This is a genomic window from Paenibacillus sp. FSL H8-0260, from assembly GCF_045040625.1.
Taxonomy (GTDB): domain Bacteria; phylum Bacillota; class Bacilli; order Paenibacillales; family Paenibacillaceae; genus Paenibacillus_AQ; species Paenibacillus_AQ odorifer.
Genome location: NZ_CP150298.1, coordinates 1,300,141 through 1,319,445 on the forward strand (window position 1 = coordinate 1,300,141; position 19,305 = coordinate 1,319,445).

Consider the following 19,305-nt stretch of genomic DNA (forward strand, 5'->3'; position numbering starts at 1 on the left):
GATAAAAAACACAACCTTGCTCAGGATAAATTTATCTTGGGCAGGTTGTGTTTTTAGGTAGGAGTCGTAAGGTGTAAGGTGTATAATTTGGAGGAATGTGGATTTTTTGGCGATAAAGAAACCTTGAGAGGATGGTTGCAGAATTGCTGAAATTGGGCTCTTTTATATTGGAATTACTTCGCTTGTGTATATTGCTTGTGCTGACTTTGTTAGTTTTGGGTTGGGCAGAAAGATTGATTTATCAATTGATATTTGGTCAGCCCGTGTATAACTGGAGTATGGGACTCGGGAATTTATTGTTATTTTTTATGCTGTACCGGAATCATTTTCAGTTTAAAGGCTGGTATAAATCAGAGAAAAATAAAAAGCTAAACCTCCTCACCACAAGAATAATCACCGTAATTTCTATAGGACTAATAATCCTGCCGACAGGGCTAGGCTGAGCTTATGAAGATTAGAATCATTGGAGCTTGCGGCAGTGGCAAATCCTATATCGCCCGGGAGTTATCTAAAAAATACGGTGTAGAGTATTACGAGACTGACAACTTGGTATGGGACAGAAGTGCCGAGAATTTGCGCTTTTCAGTTGAAGCAAGGGATGCTCAGTTGGAGGAAATCCTTGATAAACCCTCATGGATTCTGGAAGGCGCACATTACAAATGGGGACAAGAGAGTTTTAAAGCTGCTGACTTAATCGTTATTTTGAATCCTAATAAAGTGATCAGGGATTTGAGAGTGTTTACAAGGTTTATAAAAACAAGACTGGGTTTAGAGCAAGCGAATTACAAGCAGTCATTTAAGAATCTGTATGTGATGATTTTTGAATGGAACCGTGGATATGATCAGGAGGCCGCACATAGGATTATAGAGTTAACGGATACTCTGTCTGATAAACGGGTAATTGTGAAAAATAACAAAGAGCTGGAGTCCATTATCCAAGAGCATCTGAGGAAGGGATTGTTAAATAGGGATTGAGCGACAAAGTAAATGATAGAGAGAGGAGTGCTTGCATGGATAACATTCTACCCGAGCATTTGGATCAGGAGAATTTTATAGGCTTTTGGAAAAGAGTGCTGGCTTCCATTCTTGATTTCCTGGTCATTGGAATACCTGGGGTTATCGTATACTGGATACTCAATTCATTAGCTGTTTCATTACACTCGGAGATACCTATTATCCTGGAGTACATTTTGTTTATCGCATTTGATATCTTTATGATCGTTAGATTTGGCGGAACTCCAGGGAAGCTGATTTTAAAAATAAAAATTGTCAATGAGCAAGGGAATTACCCTACAGTGAAGGAAGCTCTGATTCGAAATGTTTTCCGAATGATTAGTATGATTCTTTCAATGGTAATTGCGGTCAGCAGCTATGACTTTACCGTTATTTCCGCCAAATTATCCTTATGGTCGGATTTGGCTTTTGACCTCACTCAAATCCTGGGTCCAATCATGCTGGTGGATTACTTGTTGGTTGGATTACATCGCCGTAAACGTGCGATTCACGATTTGCTGGCTGGCACTTATGTTGTTGAGAAATCCGCAATTTGAAGAATGCTTTTCACCAAGCATTCTTTTTTTAAACATTATGTATTTTACTATTAAATATTTTAGTGTTAAAATACTTTTATAAGCAGCTGATCATCATGAATGCCAAAGGAGAACCTCTTGGAAAATCCAGATATTTTTAAGCTAATACATGCAGTTGAATTATTTACGAATGAAGTTATTGTCCGATGGATGAACGCATTTGATCACAATATTGGGATATCTCCAGTTCTAGTCTTGGGCGAATTGAATAAAAAAGGTCCCTTGAAGCAGACTATTTTGGCTAAGAGACTAGGATATACGCCGGGAGCAATGACAAACATTGCTAATCGACTAATTAAGCAGGAGATGGCCGAGCGAAAATATAACGAAGATGATCGACGGAATGTACTTCTATCTATCACGGACAAAGGAAAAGACGTTCTGAAGGAAGCACAGCTTAAGGGACAGGAGCTAAGAGCTGAAATGTTCCAAAAGCTCAATGAGGAGGAACTGCAGCAATTCTTGAAAATCTATGAGAAGTTGTTAACGAGCTTTGATAGCTCTGAAACATAAACCAAGTCATCTTAGAAGCACAATAACATTATAAAGGGGTATGAACATGGGAAGAGTTCAAGGTAAAGTTGCATTAGTAACTGGAGGCGCTTCAGGTATTGGCTTATCAGCTGCCACTCTATTAGCTAGAGAAGGAGCAAAGGTTGTTATTGCCGATTTTAATGTGGAAGCAGCCAAAGAAGCAGCATCTAAGATTAAAAATGAAGGCGGAGAAGCTGAAGGTCTTTTCTTAGATGCCTCCCAAGCGGATTCGATCAAGGAAGCTGTTGACTTCACAGTTGCTCAGTATGGCACCATCACAATATTGTTCAATAATGTCGGTCTAACTAATCTGCAAAAAGACCTTGATGTGGTCAATATAGATTTGGAAGAGTGGGATCGCCTGATGAACGTAAATACCAAAAGTGTTCTGTTAGGCAGCCGTTTTGCTATTCCTCATATGATTAAAGCGGGCGGAGGCTCGATCATTAACACGGCTTCGATGTCAGCATTTGCTGGCGATTCATTGCGTACTGCTTATGGCTCCTCTAAGGCAGCGGTTGTGAACCTTACTCGTTACATCGCTACACAATATGGTAAAGAGAAAATCCGTTGTAATGGAGTGGCACCTGGGCTGATCCTGACACCTGCGGCAGCAAGAAATATGCCGCCAGCTGTATTGGATATTTTCCAAAAATTCAACGCGCTGCCTTATCATGGTGAAGCTGATGATATCGGCAATACGGTTTTGTTCCTGGCATCGGATGAATCCAAATTCATCACAGGCCAAACAATTGAAGTAGAGGGTGGCCACTATATGTCTAACCCAAGTATCACGGATTTCCAGAATTACATGATGGAAGCTAAATCTAAATAAAAGATTATGTGTAATTAAAAATCCGGTCCATGCTCGAATTTGTCGAGCGGGACCGGATTTTTGTTTATTTTAATGAATTAGCGTACCTCTAAAACCTCCTGCATAAAGGTCTTCAGAGCGGAGGGTTTGGCACTTGCAATCCATTGCTTCAGCACATCCGTCTGACCGTTCACGTACCATTCAAGCTTCTCTTTTAACTCTTGGTCAAAGACTTTAGGTTGATTTTTTCGTTCCGCTAACAGTTGTTTAATCATTCGTGGCCAGCGATACCCACTATGACCAAAGCTGAGTTCAGGATAACGCTCAGCAAGTGTCATTACCGAAGAGAGTGATTCACCAGCGTATAATTCTGCCGCCAAAAAGCTGCCAATAAAACGATGGCTATCATCATACTTTAGGGCGATCGCGAATTGTTTACGAGCTTCTTCCAGCTTCCCTTGTTGCATGAGTGCTGTGGCGTTAATAGAAAGTACATAACCGTTAGTATTGGGTCGGTTTAGTTCGTTGTAGTAGGAATAATATTCGTTATACGACTTCCAGTCCGCATGGTCAAAATAGTACTGCGATAATGTGAAGGCGTAATTAGTAGAAGGCTGTAGTTGTATTAGCTTTTCGAGTAAAGGAATCGCCTTATCTTCTAATGTTGTATCCTTTGTGAGGGATGATTTTGCCAGCATCAACTTTACTAGCATGTGCAGGGCATGAACATCCTGTGGGTCATCGGCAATATTTTTTTGGTACATTTCTAGTGCCTGATCCGGTTTCTTATCCAGTAAGAGTTGGTCAGCCGCAGTAAGCTCTCTTTCCTTGAGATAAAAGAACGGCAGATTGCCGACGGTGTCTTCGTTCAATCTGTAGCCATTACTGCGGGTAATCAGGCGTCCATCTGCATCTAAGGCTTCAATATTCCAAGAAAAGCGCACTTCGGGATTCATAAATCCGAGAAGGGAGAGGGGATCAATAGATTCCCAGCCATCTCCACTGCTGCCATAGGAAAAACCGCCGCCATCGTAAAGTTCTTCTACAGGAATGGAGATATGGTTATCTACAATACGATCCCGAATTTGTACGCCCAACACGGCCCCCTCCCCGCCACCGCTTAAACGATAGTAAGCTGCACCTTCAACAGCTTTCCAGCGGAAATCTATGGTCTTGCCTGTTAGGGTTTCCTGATTAATGGGAGACTGCAGCTCAAGCAGAGGTTGTAGAACTATGCTCTCATTCAACCTGTCATCTGGTTTAACTTCAATCCAATCGTCATATTGTACAGGCCAAGTCCAGCCGTCGATCTGATCATAGCCAAGTCCAAGCTGTAACTGATAAAAGCCCGGAATCACACCGTGAAATTCGAAACGTCCTTCAGTATCTGTGACGATTCGGTAGGGTTCAGCAGAAGTGATGCTATGGTTAACTTCGCTTTCAGCGCGAAGGAAAATACCTGCCCGCGGAACTGGGGTGCCATCGCTTCGTGTAAGGGTACCGGAGACGACAGCAGTTGAGGTGTTTCCCATATCTATAGCAGACTGGATTGCGGTTCGAAGCGATTCCAGCTGTCTTTCAGTATCTGAGGTCCCAGCTTCTGGTGCTGCTGCTGATCCTGTATTGTCTGTGGAGCCTTCGTTCGAACTGCTGGTGGCAGCGTTCATTTGTTTATGAATATCCTGCCAGAATTTTTTGTAGCTCTCCAAGCCATCTTTTACTACGGCAAGTGCTTCCTGCGCTTCGCCTTTTGTAAAGAGTAAACGCCCGGTAAGCCATGCTTTTTGTGCGTTTAGCTCTTCCTGATACTCGGATGGAAAGGGGGTTTGTTCAAGAATCGTTTCAGCGGTTGTTATATCGCCACTATTTAGGGCCCGCTCCGCTCGAAGGAGCTCCAGCTGTTTAGCTACAGAGGAGCTGCTGTTTAACTGTTTCGCTGCGGTGATTAGCGCTTGATCTCCATCTTCCTTTCGGCCAAGAGCATCATATTCATAAGCTAACTGCTTAGCCGAAAATATACGTGTATTATCCGAAGGCCCCTCAAGGATATATTCCTCAAGTAAAGGTACTATGTCCTCCGGTAACAGACCGGAACGCTGGGTTTCATCATTACTCCACTGGCTCATCGAAGGACTGACATTAACGTCATATCTGTAGGGATCATAGCTGTGATCCTTATCAAGGATGTTTGTACGAATTAGCTCGATACGTTTACTCCCGGTTGTGGAAGCCAGCTTTTGCAGAAGATCAGTCCTAGCAATGTTAGATTGAATAGCTGTGCTCTGATCTACCTGCGCCTGTGAAGGTAAGAAGTTAAACAGAAGAATAAGCAGGGAGGCAGGGAGCAACACGAATAACACCAGATGTTTGATTTTTATCTTAATTCTCATGTTTTTTCACCGCCTGCTCGTAGATATCCTTCCAATACGTATTGCCTCCAGCTTCGATTAGTTCTCGGTTTACACGTTGCGGGGTGTTTTGTTGTGGCTGCTGTTTAATCTCTGGCTGATGCAGGGTCAGCGAAACGATTAGAATAATGGCACCGATCGCACCTATAGGTTTGACAGGGATCTCAATTTCCTTATTCCACAGCGCCAATAAACGAGCTCCAAAGGTTGGAGGGTGAGTCTGCTTAATGACCCGGTCGTGTCCAGTGAACTGGAGGTTTTTTAATTCTTCATCAAGCTGCTTTTTGACCACATCGCGTTCTGTATTCATAAGAAATGTCCCTCCTTCACCAAAATCTTTTTTAAGAGCGTCCGGCCTCTGGCGAGTCTGGATTTGATCGTATTTTCAGATGTATTTAATTGCTCGGAAATTTCCCGGATATTCATTTCATGAAAGTAATATAAAGTCAGACATTCCCGGTATAGATAATCTAGATTTCTCATGGACTCGGCGAGCCTGACATTATGCCATTCCACCATAAAAAGCTCTTCCGCTCCGGCTGTGAAGTCAGCATCTTCGTTGGTTTGCAGCTCTGACCCTCCCGCCGGGAAAATATTACGCCAGCTCCAAGTCCGTTGCCTCATGCGGCAGCGATTGACCACTATCCGTATTAGCCATGCCTTCAGCCGGTCCGGCTCCTTTAACTGACTCATTTTGGCATAAGCTTGAATAAAAGTATCTTGTACCGCTTCTTCGGCACTTTGTCTATCTTTAAGCAGTAAAGAAGCGGTTCGCAGCAGCATATCTCCATATTCGTCCATTAACAGGCGGAGAGCTGACTCATCTTTTGCCACAATTCTCTCTATAATATTCAGATGCAGCTCCCCTCCCTTTACTAATAAGATGCGGCTTGGAGGATTAAGGTTGCGTTTTGATGGAAAATTCTTCAACAAATGTCGCGATTACAGTTCGTGTACTCAGAAGGACGCCGGATACCAGTTTACTTTTGGAATCTATTGCACAGAATGCAATGGATTGCTTTTTCAAGCAGGATTAGCTCCTTTCTATTGTACGTTCTGCAATGAAACCTTCGAGGCTGGGAATGACGTCTAAGGTCATATGGTTCATGAGTTTATGAGCTTATGAGCTTATGAGCTTATGAGTTCACGAGTTTATAGTTAAATGGAGTTATGTGGAGATTTTAAAAGAGAAACTAACTTGAGTTAGGTGTCGGAAAAAAGGGTTTTATGTAGAAAAATAGAGTGTGTGTGAATTTAAATTGGGAGATATGGGTAAAGAGGGTTAGCCAGAAGAATTGCCGCTATCCTGCAACTATTTGATTTTCCCCTCGTCTGTATGTTCAGTTTCATTTTTTGCAAGACGACTTTAAGGTAATCCACTAAGGAGATGACATCATGTCAGTACAGATAAAATTAATTGCTTGCTCAATCCTGCTCACAGGAATGATTGGGCTTGCTGGATGCAGTTCGAATAATGAGGCGGGGAATTCAGAATCCCAGGCAACGGCCCCAACAGAAACAGCTGTAACAGCAACCTCTGAGCCGGAAGTTAGTCCATCAAGCACCCCAGCAGAAACTGCACCGGCAGCGACTTCCTCCCCTACGGAGACTGATAAAGATTCAACCAGCTCAAATTCACAAAATAGCGACAAACAGCTTAAAGAGTTACTCGAGCTTGCCAAAAAGGGGAAGGTACCCGGTGTGAAATATGCCGCTCATACCGGACTCATTGATGAGGTCGAAGCGGATTGGGGCAAACCTGATCAACAAGAGTCAGCGGGAAAAGGTATTTATGCAACCTACACTGACAAACATGTCGTGTTTGGATTTAATAAAGGAAGTTTAATCTTCGATGTTCGTTCAAGTGATTCCACACTGCAAAAGCTGACGCTGAAGCAAATTGAGGCAACACTCGGTAAGCCTGACGATACCAAAGTGAACGGAGAGGATAAGATTTACACCTATCAAGCCAATGACCAATACCAGCTGAAATTTATTATTCCAAGCTCGACCGGTACAGTAGATCATATATCCGTATTTAGTGAACAGGATTCTTTTAACAATATGGCTGGGTAAGTGGCATGGGTTAGAAGAGGAGAGAGCAATCATGCAGAGGAATCTGGGGGTTGCTCTTTTTGTATGTTCTTTTTTGAGGTGGAGTAGGCCTTGGACGGACTGTTATAATGAAACTAATGAGCGGGTTCGGGGAAAGTGAGGTTCTATCATGCAGCTGGAATTAAATGAAAGTGAATATAAAGTGACCGCAGAAGGGATAACGATAGAATTATTCCCAAAAGAATTTACGCTTTTTCAGTTTTTGTACAAAAATAGAGGGCGTACATTCAGTCGAGAACAACTGTTGGATAAAGTATGGCCGCTTGAATATCCGGTAGAGCGAACGGTAGATGATCATATTTATCGGCTTCGTAAAAAGCTAGGCAAGCTTCAAGACTTAGATATTAAGACTGTTCGGGGATTTGGTTATAGTCTGACTATGCAGGAGCCCTCAGCTGCTATGGCCAATCCGACTACATATGACTTAGAGATGCAAAAGACGATGCGGGAAGTATTCAAGAAATATCACCTATATGGCCAAGGTCGCTCGATGTTAATCCTCGCACGCCAACAGGATGTTTTGGGGTATGCGATGGATCCGTTTTATTCGATCTATATTCATTTTGTACAGGGAGATTTGGATTGGCTGCTGAACACAACCGAGGTGGGGATAGAGGAACGGTTTTATTCCTTATTAATCTGTTATGTTCTATTGGGTGATCCTAAGAAAAAACTAGAGTTCTGCGAGTTAGTCCTTGAGAAAAAGATTCTTTTGCCGCCTCAGCATCGAGAAGTGGAGATTCTAAATATTCTGGATTTGTACACGCTGGCAGGGCAACCGGAAAAAGCACTGGAACGGCTAAAGCTAACATATGAAGTGATTAAAGAGCCGGGGTATGAGAGTTTCATTCCTATAACGGCGACCTCAGAAATGCTTACACACTTATGGATGGGAACAGAAGATCACGTAATAGAACGGATGGCAACAGACATTGAAGCGCTTTTGCTGGAGAAGCCTTATTTGCGTGAGATCGGTAGTTATAAAGTTACAAGGGGCTTGTGGTTTCTACGGCGCAAGTCTTGGCGTGAAGCCGAGCAACTGTTGGATGAGGCACTTCAGGTGCTTGAGATGTCAGGGTTCGTGCCGATGCGGATATATGCATTGTATCGAATAGTTCATTTTTGTAACGAGTTTCCACCCAAGCCAGCTTTGTATCGCAAATATGTGAATTTATTTGAACGAGAGAAGGAAGAGCGGGGGTTCCATCGGTTAGAACAATCCTTGGATGCCGTGCTTACGAACCTTGTGACTGCCCCCTGATAATTCTCTGACAATTCTCCATTACATTAAGGTCATGCTAATAAGTTCTTAATTGTAATTTGGAGGAATGTTTAATGAATGCTTCACCACAAGCAGGCACGAGCCTGCTTAAGAACAAGGTGTATATGCGTGTGTACAGCGCATTTGCGACAGCGACCTTTGGGGATTGGTTCGATGCCTTGGCGATTCAGGTACTCGTAGGGTACCGCTGGCAGGCCAGCCCGCTAATGCTGGCTTTGATTCCGGTCTCCATAGCTTTGCCGGGGATTTTGCTGGGCTCGTTCGCAGGGGTAGTGGCTGACCGACTGAACAAGCTGAAGCTGATGCGGATGTGTGATCTGCTTACGGCATTGTTAACCGTATTCGTATTATTTGCTCCCAGTATGGTGTGGTTGCTCCCGTTATTGATGTTGCGTGCTGCCATTTCTACGTTAAACGTGCCTGCTCAACAGTCGATGACCCGTAGTATGGTTAGAGAAGACCAACTGCTCCAAGCTACCTCGCTTAATGGGCTTGTAAATCAAGGCTCAAAAATCGCGGGACCTTTACTGGGCGGTTTCGCGTTGTCTGTTCTTACGCCTCAGTGGTGTATATTGATCAATGCTTGTCTCAGAGGCTGCTCTTATTTGCTCTTACTTACCGTTAAAAACAGTGAGGCAGGACAAGTCAGCTCAGAAGGTAAGGGTGATCAAGAGGAGCGTGTTGCTCTCCGCACGATGTGGAAAGAAGGCTGGAGCTTTATGCTGCGCAGTAGACTGCTTCTAAACAGCATGCTGTTTGGTTTAGTTGGTGCGTTGGCCATTCAGATGATCGATTTCCAGTTCACTAGTCTATTCAGAATTATTGCACCTTCTGAGGAATCTATGCTGGGCTGGCTTGTTGCGGCAACAGGCGTGGGGGCTGTATTCATGATCATGGTCCTGAACAAATTGAACAGGGGAACAGGCTACGGCTGGAAGCTGGGTACAGGTTATATGCTTATTGGTATATCGGTCGGAGGGCTGGGCCTGCTTCAGCCGGGCGTCTCCATCCTTACTGTATTGTTGCTAGGATTTTTATTGGGTCTCGGGAATGGAATGTTTATGATCACCTTCAATTATTGTCTGCAAAAAGAAACACCCCCGCACATGACAGGGCGTGTGTTCGGTATTCAGAGTACCATTCTTAGCGCTGTTATGATCGGCGCGCCACTCCTCGGCGGAATGATGGTGCAGATTGCTGGGCCTAGCCGTATCTTTTTGAATTTTGGCATCGTAATCGCTCTGATTGGTGTGCTGGGCATCGCATTTGGGCGCGTGCTGTGGCCCGCGCAGAAAGAGATGAACGATAGCTCTGCGGAGCAATCTAGGGCGGTTGAGGTGATGGAAGGGGGCTAGGAGGTAGCACGCTAGTCTAGCTAGCAGGACTTCCTAGCTGGACTAGCAAGCTTGAGTGGCAGAGAGAACCTGGCCAATGCCAGTACTCAGCGGGACTAGAATGCTTGAGTGGCAAAGACAATCTAGCGTGACTCTCTAGCATTTAGTTGCAGAACGTACAGTTAAATTCTCTTTCAGCGATCGAACTGGGATTTAGTTGTACTTTGTGCAGTTATTATTTGATTTTCTCCCTTTTAGTCTTGGAAAGATGATTTTTAGTTGCACAGAGTACACTTATTTGCTCAGGAGGCCTCTTTTACCGCTTAATAGTTGTATATAGTGCAATTAATAGTCTCCTTAGTCATAGTCGCCTTAATATGTGACTTCTCAGTAAGCGATTTCTCAGTAAGTCTCAATAAGTGACCTCTCAATAAGTATTTCCTCAATAAGTGACTTCGCAATAAGTTATTACTTTGTGATCTAAAGCAACTGCTGCACAAAACGTTATAAGTTACAATATTACCTAGCCCGATAGGACAGTTTCTCGTCCGTAAGGGCTTTTTTAGTGTGTAGAGGAGATAGGTTAGAACATTAGAATTTGTAGAGGGAAAGGAGGGAAAGGATGGCTACTTTTATTTATATGGTGAGGCACGGTGAGTCGCCCAAACTGCCCGGAGGAACTGAAAGGACTCGCGGACTAACCGCGAAAGGGGAGGCAGATGCCCGCAAGATAACGGAAAAATTACGTCTGGAAGGAATTCAAGTCTTCTATTCAAGTCCATACCTTCGGGCTATACATACGATTTCTGGATTGGCGCAGGAGTTAGGAGCAGAGATTCAAAGTGTTGAAGACCTGCGGGAGATCCATTTCTCGGACGGAAGTACGATTATGACTGATCAGGAACTGTATCCACTACTGGCAAAAATGTTTGAAGATCCGGATTTTGTCCCAGTTGGTGGGGAATCCATTCATGCGTGTCAGAAGCGTTCAGTTAGTGTACTGGCAGAAATTCTGAGTAATCACAGCGGTCAAAAGGTTGCTATTGGAACTCACGGGGCAGTCATGACGCTTATGATGAACTATTTTGATGCCAAATATGATCTGAATTTTTTACTTCAAACCACAAAGCCAGATATTTATAAAATGGAGTTCGCAGGCGGAACGTTAGTGGGTGTGGAGCGGTTATGATTATTGGGGGCTGCCAACAAGCGGCCCGAGCATCATCAACTTGAGGCTTACGGACCCAGATGACATTATTCACAGATTATTAGCCTTTGGAGCATGGTTTCGGACTCCAGCGTCGTTATCCCTTAAAAAGAGCACCTTATTGGGTATTTTTTATACCAATAGCGACTCTGGGGTCCGTTCTCATCCCAAAAATGGGGAATTGCTGCATATAAGGTCAGCTGTGTCCGATAGCGGCTTCACACGCGTAAATACATACGAGTGAATACGTACGAGAAATACATACATGTAAATGGGTACGTCTAACTACGTATAGGTAAATAAGCGCGTAAACTACGTACACGTAAATACGTGCATGTATAAGTACACGTAAACTACGTACACGTAAATGCATACGCAAAAATATGTACGCGAAAATATTACCGAATTAAACGAAAATCGGTAAGGGGATCTGGATTAAGTAAGGTCGGCTTGTGACCAGTACTTCCACTATGAAAAATACGGATTCACAAGCCAAGCTGTGTTTATTCATAATGTTGGTCTGGCGTTAGGCTAGGCTAGCTAAGGCCCTGACTTTCCTCTACTCCTAGAATAGATCTATCTATAAGCTATATATCTATCTACAAGCTATAGTTTTATCTATAATCTATAGACCTATCAACAAGCTATAGAGCATCTACAAGCTATAAAATCGCTTAGTATTCGCAGTCAGTAACTCTTCCGCTTCGCCGGGAGTGTAACCATGGAGCGCTCCCCAAGCAGCGGCGACTTCCCGAATCATAGACGGATGGGTGATTTTCCCTGCAAAAGGTCCTTCGAACGGCCAAGGACCATCGGTTTCAGCCATGACTAGCTCTGGGGGATAACGGCGGGCAAGCGCCTGTATCTCCGGCTCATACAGGATATCCGGGGTGAAGGAGATATAGTAGCCGTTCTTCATCATGCGGGCAATGGCTTCTTCCGGACCTTTGAACCAGTGGAAGTGGGCATGCTGTATGTTATGTTTCTCCAGGAGATCACAAGCAATAAGCGCATCTTCATAGACAGCATGCAGCACCACAGGTTTATTGAGACGGGAAGCTAACCCAAGCAACTGATCCAGCAGCTCAATATAGGGCTCCATATCAAAGGTTTCGCCACGTTCTAAGGCTTCAGCACGCGAATAGTAAGGTAGCCCGATTTCCCCCACAGCAATATAATCCTCACTAGATTGACTCTCGATCCATTTCAGTAGAGCAGCCAGCTCAGCATCCTGCGGCAAGGGATGCTCTGGATGAAAGCCATAAGCTGGACGGACCACGCCGGGATTTATGGCTGCAAGTCTTTGGGTGCGTATACAAGAGTCCAAGTTCATAGAGACAGCGATAAGGGCTTTAACTCCCATTTCAGGCAGTTCACTCAGTATCTGTTCGGCAACTTCAGGTTCATATTGCTCTAAATGTATATGGGCATCAATCATAACTGTTCACCCTCCACGTAAGAAGCTAATTCCTCATGAACCTCAAAGCGAATAGAGTCGGGTTCCATTCCATCTTTTCCCGGTTTGTAGGCAAAAGTTAGTGTGCCAATACTCTCCAGAAATCCAATATAAACATTTGTTTCCGCCTTTAGCTTGCCCTCTTCCACTATGTAGTGAGTAACAGCACCAATGCCGGCTTCTTCGCCTAGATTGCCATCCTCAGCACGATCTGGATATCGCAAAATCACCATGGATGGAGTTGAGCCTTTAACTTGAATTTGAATCAGGGCGTCCCCTTTTTCAGTAGAAATTTTTGACGTAACCAATGCGGAGGCAGCTTTATCTGCAGAAGGGACAGTGACTTCTTCCCACTGGTTAGGCTTAATCACGTGAAGCTCTTGCATGGACATGCCCGTACCTGTTCCGAGCCACAGAATGACAACGATTTCTTCCTGCCCATCCTGATCGACGTCGGCATAATGAATCTCAGGAGGGTAACTTAGGAGTCTGGGTGCTTCCCAATCAAATGTATGCTTGTTACCGTTCACCTCTACAACAAATCCCTCATAGGTACCGCCATCTTTAAGGGCAGCATACAGCTTCATTTGGTCATTTTCTGTAGCAATAGCAAGAGGTTCGCTGGGTGTTCTGACGGTAGTACTAACATCCCCTGATGTTATTAATACTTCAGTTTCAGCTGCATTCAGCTGCGCAGTGGCACCAGACAGAGAGTTTAAGGAATCGGCTGGAATATATAAAATACCGTTTCGTAGAATAGCTGGTCCTTCAAGTGAGGTTTGATATCCGTCAGCTTGCATATACTCATTGTCCGGTTTCAGAACATAACTACTGCTTCCATCAGAGATGGTTAAGGTCTTTAAGTTATTATCCCATTTTTGTTCTGAGGTGTAGTATTCCATTAATACTTTTGCAGGTACATAGACCTTATCATCTAGGAAAAAAGGGGAGAGGGTAGGAAGAACGGCTTCGCCGTCGACGATTAGTTTCAGTGGTGCTGAAGTAGCTTGTGTTTGGTTAATAGCCATTGTTGTATCCATATCTATGGTTGCCGATGCTCCGCATCCGGCCAAAAAGAGCGTGATAGCTCCGATAGCGATGATTTTATTCATAATTACCTCCAGGATAAAGTCCAGTCCCCTTAAGTATAGAATAAAACAGCGCGTTGTAGGTCACTTTCTATTAACAAAGAGAATACAAGCTTGTTACAGTTCGCTAGTTTTTAATAAAATGCAGGCATCCACGCAATAAACGACGAGTGTAATAGAAAGAAATGAACAAAAGTAAGGAGAGGCAGAGACCGATTGGAAGGCTGAGAATGTTCGGTAAATCATAATCTGGAAAGGCATTTAGTCCTATTCCTTGGATGCCAACAATACCTAGTACACCACCGATAGGTGCAATGATTGCACAGACAACGCTCCCCGCGGCCCAGACACTAAGGATTGGTACACAGAATAAGATGATGGCTCCTTTGGCGATGTTTTTGAGCACAGTGGCTCCTGACAAATGAGTGCTTTTTTCCATGTAAACTCTTCTTTATGGGTTTAAAAATACAGTTCGGTCAACTTGCGACTTAAGATCCACCGTCAGACTTTTGCTATAGCGGATTTCCCCAATGGTACAACCTGGTCCGACGATAATTTCTTCACCGCACACAAGGTCAGCTGTCGTCCGGTATAACGTTATGTTAGTTCCTTCAATTGTTGTGCAGGTAAGTTTTCGAAAAGGGTGCATCAGCGCATTAATCAACTTGGAAGAGGGTTTAACGATAATGTTACCGCCAGCTCTCATAACCCCGACAGTGCTTCTATTGCCTAAACGGATCTCAATCGATGAATCTGCAATTAGTCTCTTTATCTTCACGGCACCTTCAGCATAAAAAGTCCCAGCTGCAGCATTTTCTGCTACGGACATGTATCCAGAAGAGCGGAGATTATCTGCTTGGATATTTTGAATGCGTAGGCTCCCTAGATTGTTTACCTGATTGGCCTTACAATTCCCCCCAATTGTACAGTCACCAGATACTTTGAGTTTAGAAGTCGAGACGCTCCCTTTGGTACTTAAGTGGCCAAACACATCAACCGTGACCGCATTAATATTCTCTCGAACAAACTGCGAACCTCTTACCTTCAAGGGTGGATCAATCATGTCAGTACGTTCATAAGTATTGTTATTATTGGACATTTACAGTACCGTCCTTTGAAATATATTTTAATAATTAAAATATATATTCATTATAATATATAGTCAATATAATAATTTGGGAGTTAAACCTAAAAAAACACTGCCGTCAGTTTCCTGACAGACAGTGTTTATAGAAAAGAGTATAGCTGATAAGGAGCAAAATGAAGGCTGTTAGTGCATCATTTGTTCCATCAATTTATTTATTTGTTCTAAAGTTCCGGAGATTTTATTCAGATCAGGGGTAGGAAATGCTTCAAATATTGTATGGATACGCTGATCACCTTGTTCTGTAAGGACAATATTGACAACTCTGCGGTCTTCTTTAGTCCGCACCCGTTCAATAAGTCCAGCTTCCTCAAGCTTATCGCACATGGAAGAAGCGGCTCCGGGTGTAACCACGAAGCGTTCAGAGATGTCAGTAATGTTCAAGCTTCCGGTAAGCCGGAGTTGAAACAGCAGCATGATCTGATTGTGAGTCAGGGTTTCCTTTTTAGTGATCATATCAATGAAAAACTGGGATTTCTGCTGCACATTTGCCATAGATTCCATGACCTTATGGATAGCATTTTGTTTCTCTTCCTTTATGCTCATAACATTGCCTCGCTCCAATTTACTTTAATTACTAAAATATATAGAAGCTATAATAAGCTTGTCAAGTTGCCGGGTTACTGTAGCTTGGTTAGAAAGACTGAAATTAGCGCTGGAACTCTTCTTTTTTTATATCTTGTAATGAAATTGAAAATGTATCGTATTAACTGATGATTTTACTTAGCTAAGTGAAAATTTGGTGGGAAAGGAGAGTTCGATTGATGCATGAGCGCGCACTGCTTCATCCTTTTGTAAAAGAGAATATACAGGAAAATGCTGACATAGATGTTTTGTTCACAACGATTTTTGAAACCTACTATAAAAGAATATTCAACTACATCGCTTACCGGGTTAGTTCTCTCTATACGGCTGAGGATCTGACAAGCCTCGTTTTTGAGAAAACGTTGGCGAAACTATCGACCTATTCTCAGGAAAAAGCTCCTTTAGAGGTATGGTTATTCGCCATTGCCAGAAATGTGGTCAATGATCATTACCGGAGTTTTAAAAGGAAAAGTTTCTTTTCGCTGGATGCCGTCAAGGAACAGGTTTCTAGCAGGAAAGATCCGGAAAGCTTGATCCTCCAGGGAGAGCGTAGTGGAAGGCTTAACGAAGCCTTGAATACATTGAGCTCAAAGGAGCGGAATATTGTGGCTCTAAAATTTGGTGCTAATCTGAGAAATAGAGAGATTGCCCAGGTTACGGGAATTTCGGAGAGCAATATCGGTGTGATACTCTACCGGACTATGAAAAAGCTGAAGACTGAAATAGGGAGCGTGGAGCAGCTATGAACAGTAAAGACATACAGCAGAAGTTCTCAGCAGATTTAGATGAAAGTATATATGGAGCGGCAAATGATCTAAAGGGTGCTGGGGAGTACAAGGAGCTGCTGGAGCTAGGCAGGGTTCTGGCCCATCAAGATTTCAGCGAGGGCTCTGACAAAACAGCCATTCTGAATAAGGCACGAAGAAAGTATGCCGGCCAAAAGGAGGAGATAGGATTGCGTACAAAACATAGATTCAGACGTCCTGCTGTTATGCTGGCAACTTTGCTAGTGGTTAGCGTATTAAGTGTAACTTTTGTGCAGCCGTCATTTGCGCAGGAGCTGTTAATGAAAGTATTGCAAACGATAAACTTAGGCCATATTGTAGCCCATGAAGTAGAATTTTCTGCGGATTCCAACGTGATTCCGGATGACTTTAAGGGGAAGATTTTTGATAGCAAAGGAAATGCGCTTGCGACTCTCGGCGCTGCTCAAAAGGCAGGTGATATCTACAATGCTGATGGGGAAAAAATCGTCGGAGTTGAAGACGGCAGACTGGTTACGCAATCTGAGAGGGATCAAGAGAAAGCGGAATTGCTGATCGAGAGGGATTCTAGCAAGCTAAACGAATATACGATTTTTGATGTGGGCTTACCGGCGTATTTACCAGAGGGTTATACCTTTGATCGTGCAGAGTTTTATAAGGATAGCAATGGTGATGTGATCAATAGCAAATATATTAATTTATATTTTGTTAATGAAGCTACCGATGAGATCATCTCGATGCAGCAGCGGCACGCTGATTCCGAAACGGCTTATGAGATGTCGACGGATGGCACCATCGAAAAAGTGAAGATTAACGGAGTTGATGCTGTATTGGTTAATGGAAAAGGGTTGGACTGGGAAGCCAATGAAGTGTTATACGGTGTAACATCAGCTAGCTTGGACAAGAATGATTTGATCAAAGTTGCTGAGTCTATCCGCTGACTGATTTTTTAGAAAGATAGGCGGTTTCTATTCGAGTATATACGGGTAAGGGGATGATCCATATGGATCTCCCCTTTTTCGTTTTATTGAGGGCACATGCAAACAACGATTGGGAGGATATAGCTGTACTTTGTACAACTATATTTCTGCGAAATATCTTTCCAATGAAAATAGCTGTATTTCGTACACTTATTTTCACGATTTACACTACTATAGGAAGTTTCTCTGCTTTTTAATTGTATAGAATACACTTAAAATCAGAGTAACCCCTTTTGCATATTGAATAAGTGTATAGAATGCAGTTATCTCATAGATTTCGGCAGGGTCCGGCCAAAGCTGGCGTACAAAGCTGAAGACCAGCTTCCACCTGCGCATAATCTGCTCAAGCAAAGCTGAAGATCAGCCTCCGCCGACTTCATTTACTCCAATAAGCCGCTGAAGAGTAAGAACACCAGGCAGCGATTCTCCAATAACCGGAAAATCGCTGCCTGGTTGTTTTTTAAAATAAATCGAACGATTTATTCTCTATTTACCAATACATAGTGTAAGACCGAAGGAGGGATTGAGAGGGATGAAACATCCAAATGAATATTCTCAGCTCATTGCGCTTACGCTAGCCGGCAGCCGTGAAGCGTACAGTGAACTATATGAAGCAACGATTCGGGATGTGTATCAGACCGTTCATTTTCTCGTTCGCGAAACCTCCGATGTGGATGATGTTGTTCAGGAGATTTATATTCAGATGCACCGGTCGCTTGAGCAATTTGACGTCAATCGTCCTTTTAGGCCTTGGCTTATGGGGCTGGTTATGCGGCAAATTCATGCCTATCGAAGAAAGAGATGGACGCATCTCCGAACGGTCAAAAAAGTAGAGCATAATGATCTAAAGATGGAACCTGATTTCACTAGTGATGTTGTGGACAGGTTAGCTAACCGCCGTCTACTAGCAAGTGTTGATCGTCTTCCATTTAAGCTGAAGCAGGTGATTATTCTGCACTATTTAAATGAATATTCACAGGAAGAAAGTGCCGCGATACTGGGTATCCCTCTGGGTACGGTGAAATCCCGTATTCATGCTGCACTGCATAAGCTTCGTCAGAAGCCAGAAAATCATACTCTTTTTAAGGGAAAGGTGGAGGACCTGCATGAATTTCAATGAAGAGTTACGGACAGTTCTGCAGGAAGAGGCGAGAAATCTAAGTGCCCCACCGGAACTGAAGGAGCAAATACTAAATCAGACCGAGACTAGGTTAGGGGGAAGACGAATGAAAAAATGGCTTGTAGCAAGCATTTTGGCGGCTGCATTATTAATTCCTACTGGAGCATATGCCGGATATAATTATTTGGCGGATACCCTGTATGGCTCACAAGCAACTGCTGCTACGATTGGAGTAACCCAGCAACAATATGACAGGCTTGAAGCCAAGCTGCAGAGCGCGAAGCAAAGTTTTAACGAAGAGGAATTCAAAAGATTGATGTCATTACTAGAGGAATTGGGAGCTTACAATCTGCAAATGACCGATGCTGAAGGAGTCTTTCACCTGGAACAGTTAAGTGCAAAGGATCAAAAGGCATATAACGATTTACAGGTTGAGCTTAAACCTTATTTTGAGAAAATGAATGAAACGGAAATCCCTAAGGCAAAGTCGGCTGTCGTTGATCGTGATACTTTCTGGGATGGCTTGCTGGAAAAAGCAGAACAGAGGCTTACTAAAGAAGAGTTTGCAGAGATCGAACAATTAATAAATGAGTTGCAAAGCTATGATGCCAAGGTATTTGATGCAGATGGAAGTGTTCATATGGATCGGCTTTCGAAAGAGGAGATACAAAACCAAGAGAAGTTAATTGAAGCGCTCGGCCCTTATATAAATAAGCTGGACATGATGATTAAACCTAGTTCTTAGTTGAATTTAAATGCATGTATTGAATAACGATGGATAGAAGTAACATTAGAAAAGCCACCAGAAAAGGTCTAATACACCTTGTGTTCTGGTGGTTTTTTACATTCGGCTAATTTGTATTTTATACATCACTAATTGAATAA

Annotated in this window: 21 protein-coding genes; 13 read left to right on the top strand and 8 right to left on the bottom strand. The window is 43.3% G+C overall.

Features of this window, described 5'->3' with window-relative positions; genetic code table 11:
* The first annotated feature begins 143 nt into the window (after positions 1–143).
* The 5 genes from MHI51_RS05570 (at position 144) to MHI51_RS05590 (ending at position 2,958) form a co-directional block, all read left to right on the top strand.
* The gene (locus tag MHI51_RS05570) at positions 144–443 is read left to right on the top strand and encodes a hypothetical protein (RefSeq protein WP_076277916.1); all 300 of its coding nucleotides are present in this window, start codon (positions 144–146) and stop codon (positions 441–443) included.
* Between the two features lie 4 nt (positions 444–447).
* Entirely contained in the window at positions 448–975 is a 528-nt protein-coding gene (locus tag MHI51_RS05575; RefSeq protein ID WP_076186750.1) for a hypothetical protein, read from the top strand.
* A 35-nt stretch (positions 976–1,010) separates the two neighbouring features.
* The gene (locus MHI51_RS05580) at positions 1,011–1,550 is read left to right on the top strand and encodes an RDD family protein (RefSeq protein ID WP_076277891.1); all 540 of its coding nucleotides are present in this window, start codon (positions 1,011–1,013) and stop codon (positions 1,548–1,550) included.
* 117 nt (positions 1,551–1,667) lie between these two features.
* Positions 1,668–2,102 carry a MarR family winged helix-turn-helix transcriptional regulator gene (locus MHI51_RS05585; protein ID WP_076129552.1) on the top strand — a complete coding sequence of 145 codons (435 nt, stop codon included), beginning with the start codon at positions 1,668–1,670 and terminating at the stop codon, positions 2,100–2,102.
* A gap of 46 nt (positions 2,103–2,148) precedes the next feature.
* Positions 2,149–2,958, top strand: a complete 810-nt coding sequence (locus MHI51_RS05590; protein WP_076277892.1) for an SDR family NAD(P)-dependent oxidoreductase — start codon at positions 2,149–2,151, stop codon at positions 2,956–2,958.
* 77 nt (positions 2,959–3,035) lie between these two features.
* On the opposite strand, the gene MHI51_RS05595 is transcribed toward MHI51_RS05590, so the two are convergent.
* The 3 genes from MHI51_RS05595 to MHI51_RS05605 are packed head-to-tail and all read right to left on the bottom strand — an operon-like array spanning position 3,036 to position 6,179.
* Positions 3,036–5,327: a hypothetical protein gene (locus MHI51_RS05595; RefSeq protein ID WP_405173656.1), complete on the bottom strand. Its 2,292-nt coding sequence runs from the start codon at positions 5,325–5,327 to the stop codon at positions 3,036–3,038.
* Entirely contained in the window at positions 5,317–5,655 is a 339-nt protein-coding gene (locus MHI51_RS05600) for a hypothetical protein (protein WP_341088595.1), read from the bottom strand. Before MHI51_RS05600 ends, MHI51_RS05595 begins: the two co-directional genes overlap by 11 nt.
* Positions 5,652–6,179, bottom strand: a complete 528-nt coding sequence (locus MHI51_RS05605) for an RNA polymerase sigma factor (protein WP_405173657.1) — start codon at positions 6,177–6,179, stop codon at positions 5,652–5,654. Before MHI51_RS05605 ends, MHI51_RS05600 begins: the two co-directional genes overlap by 4 nt.
* Before the next feature lie 558 nt (positions 6,180–6,737).
* Between MHI51_RS05605 and MHI51_RS05610 the strand changes: the two genes are divergently transcribed.
* The 4 genes from MHI51_RS05610 (at position 6,738) to MHI51_RS05625 (ending at position 11,265) form a co-directional block, all read left to right on the top strand.
* Positions 6,738–7,421: a DUF4309 domain-containing protein gene (locus MHI51_RS05610; protein WP_405174039.1), complete on the top strand. Its 684-nt coding sequence runs from the start codon at positions 6,738–6,740 to the stop codon at positions 7,419–7,421.
* A gap of 148 nt (positions 7,422–7,569) precedes the next feature.
* Positions 7,570–8,721 carry a winged helix-turn-helix domain-containing protein gene (locus MHI51_RS05615; protein WP_081387657.1) on the top strand — a complete coding sequence of 384 codons (1,152 nt, stop codon included), beginning with the start codon at positions 7,570–7,572 and terminating at the stop codon, positions 8,719–8,721.
* Positions 8,722–8,795: 74 nt separating this feature from the next.
* Positions 8,796–10,097, top strand: coding sequence for an MFS transporter (locus MHI51_RS05620; protein ID WP_405173658.1), 1,302 nt, complete (start codon positions 8,796–8,798; stop codon positions 10,095–10,097).
* A gap of 601 nt (positions 10,098–10,698) precedes the next feature.
* Positions 10,699–11,265 (top strand): histidine phosphatase family protein, encoded by a 567-nt coding sequence (locus MHI51_RS05625; protein WP_076221148.1) that lies wholly within the window; start codon positions 10,699–10,701, stop codon positions 11,263–11,265.
* A 673-nt stretch (positions 11,266–11,938) separates the two neighbouring features.
* Here the strand turns inward: MHI51_RS05625 and MHI51_RS05630 are convergent.
* The 5 genes from MHI51_RS05630 to MHI51_RS05650 form a co-directional block, all read right to left on the bottom strand.
* Positions 11,939–12,721 carry a TatD family hydrolase gene (locus MHI51_RS05630; RefSeq protein ID WP_405173659.1) on the bottom strand — a complete coding sequence of 261 codons (783 nt, stop codon included), beginning with the start codon at positions 12,719–12,721 and terminating at the stop codon, positions 11,939–11,941.
* Positions 12,718–13,851: a copper amine oxidase N-terminal domain-containing protein gene (locus MHI51_RS05635; RefSeq protein WP_405173660.1), complete on the bottom strand. Its 1,134-nt coding sequence runs from the start codon at positions 13,849–13,851 to the stop codon at positions 12,718–12,720. The genes MHI51_RS05630 and MHI51_RS05635 overlap by 4 nt, the downstream gene beginning before the upstream one ends.
* Positions 13,852–13,954: 103 nt before the next feature.
* Positions 13,955–14,266 (bottom strand): hypothetical protein, encoded by a 312-nt coding sequence (locus MHI51_RS05640; RefSeq protein ID WP_076277897.1) that lies wholly within the window; start codon positions 14,264–14,266, stop codon positions 13,955–13,957.
* A 12-nt stretch (positions 14,267–14,278) separates the two neighbouring features.
* Positions 14,279–14,926 carry a hypothetical protein gene (locus MHI51_RS05645; protein WP_405173661.1) on the bottom strand — a complete coding sequence of 216 codons (648 nt, stop codon included), beginning with the start codon at positions 14,924–14,926 and terminating at the stop codon, positions 14,279–14,281.
* A gap of 171 nt (positions 14,927–15,097) precedes the next feature.
* A complete protein-coding gene (locus tag MHI51_RS05650) occupies positions 15,098–15,517 on the bottom strand; it encodes a MarR family winged helix-turn-helix transcriptional regulator (protein ID WP_076219269.1) in 420 nt (139 codons plus the stop codon).
* A gap of 218 nt (positions 15,518–15,735) precedes the next feature.
* Here MHI51_RS05650 and MHI51_RS05655 point away from each other — a divergent pair, with 218 nt between their 5' ends.
* The 4 genes from MHI51_RS05655 (at position 15,736) to MHI51_RS05670 (ending at position 19,165) form a co-directional block, all read left to right on the top strand.
* Positions 15,736–16,302 carry a sigma-70 family RNA polymerase sigma factor gene (locus MHI51_RS05655; protein ID WP_076277899.1) on the top strand — a complete coding sequence of 189 codons (567 nt, stop codon included), beginning with the start codon at positions 15,736–15,738 and terminating at the stop codon, positions 16,300–16,302.
* Positions 16,299–17,261, top strand: coding sequence for a DUF4367 domain-containing protein (locus tag MHI51_RS05660; RefSeq protein ID WP_405173662.1), 963 nt, complete (start codon positions 16,299–16,301; stop codon positions 17,259–17,261). The genes MHI51_RS05655 and MHI51_RS05660 overlap by 4 nt, the downstream gene beginning before the upstream one ends.
* A 571-nt stretch (positions 17,262–17,832) precedes the next feature.
* Positions 17,833–18,420 carry a sigma-70 family RNA polymerase sigma factor gene (locus MHI51_RS05665; protein ID WP_076277902.1) on the top strand — a complete coding sequence of 196 codons (588 nt, stop codon included), beginning with the start codon at positions 17,833–17,835 and terminating at the stop codon, positions 18,418–18,420.
* Positions 18,407–19,165 (top strand): DUF3600 domain-containing protein, encoded by a 759-nt coding sequence (locus tag MHI51_RS05670; protein WP_076277903.1) that lies wholly within the window; start codon positions 18,407–18,409, stop codon positions 19,163–19,165. Before MHI51_RS05665 ends, MHI51_RS05670 begins: the two co-directional genes overlap by 14 nt.
* The last annotated feature ends 140 nt before the right edge of the window (positions 19,166–19,305 follow it).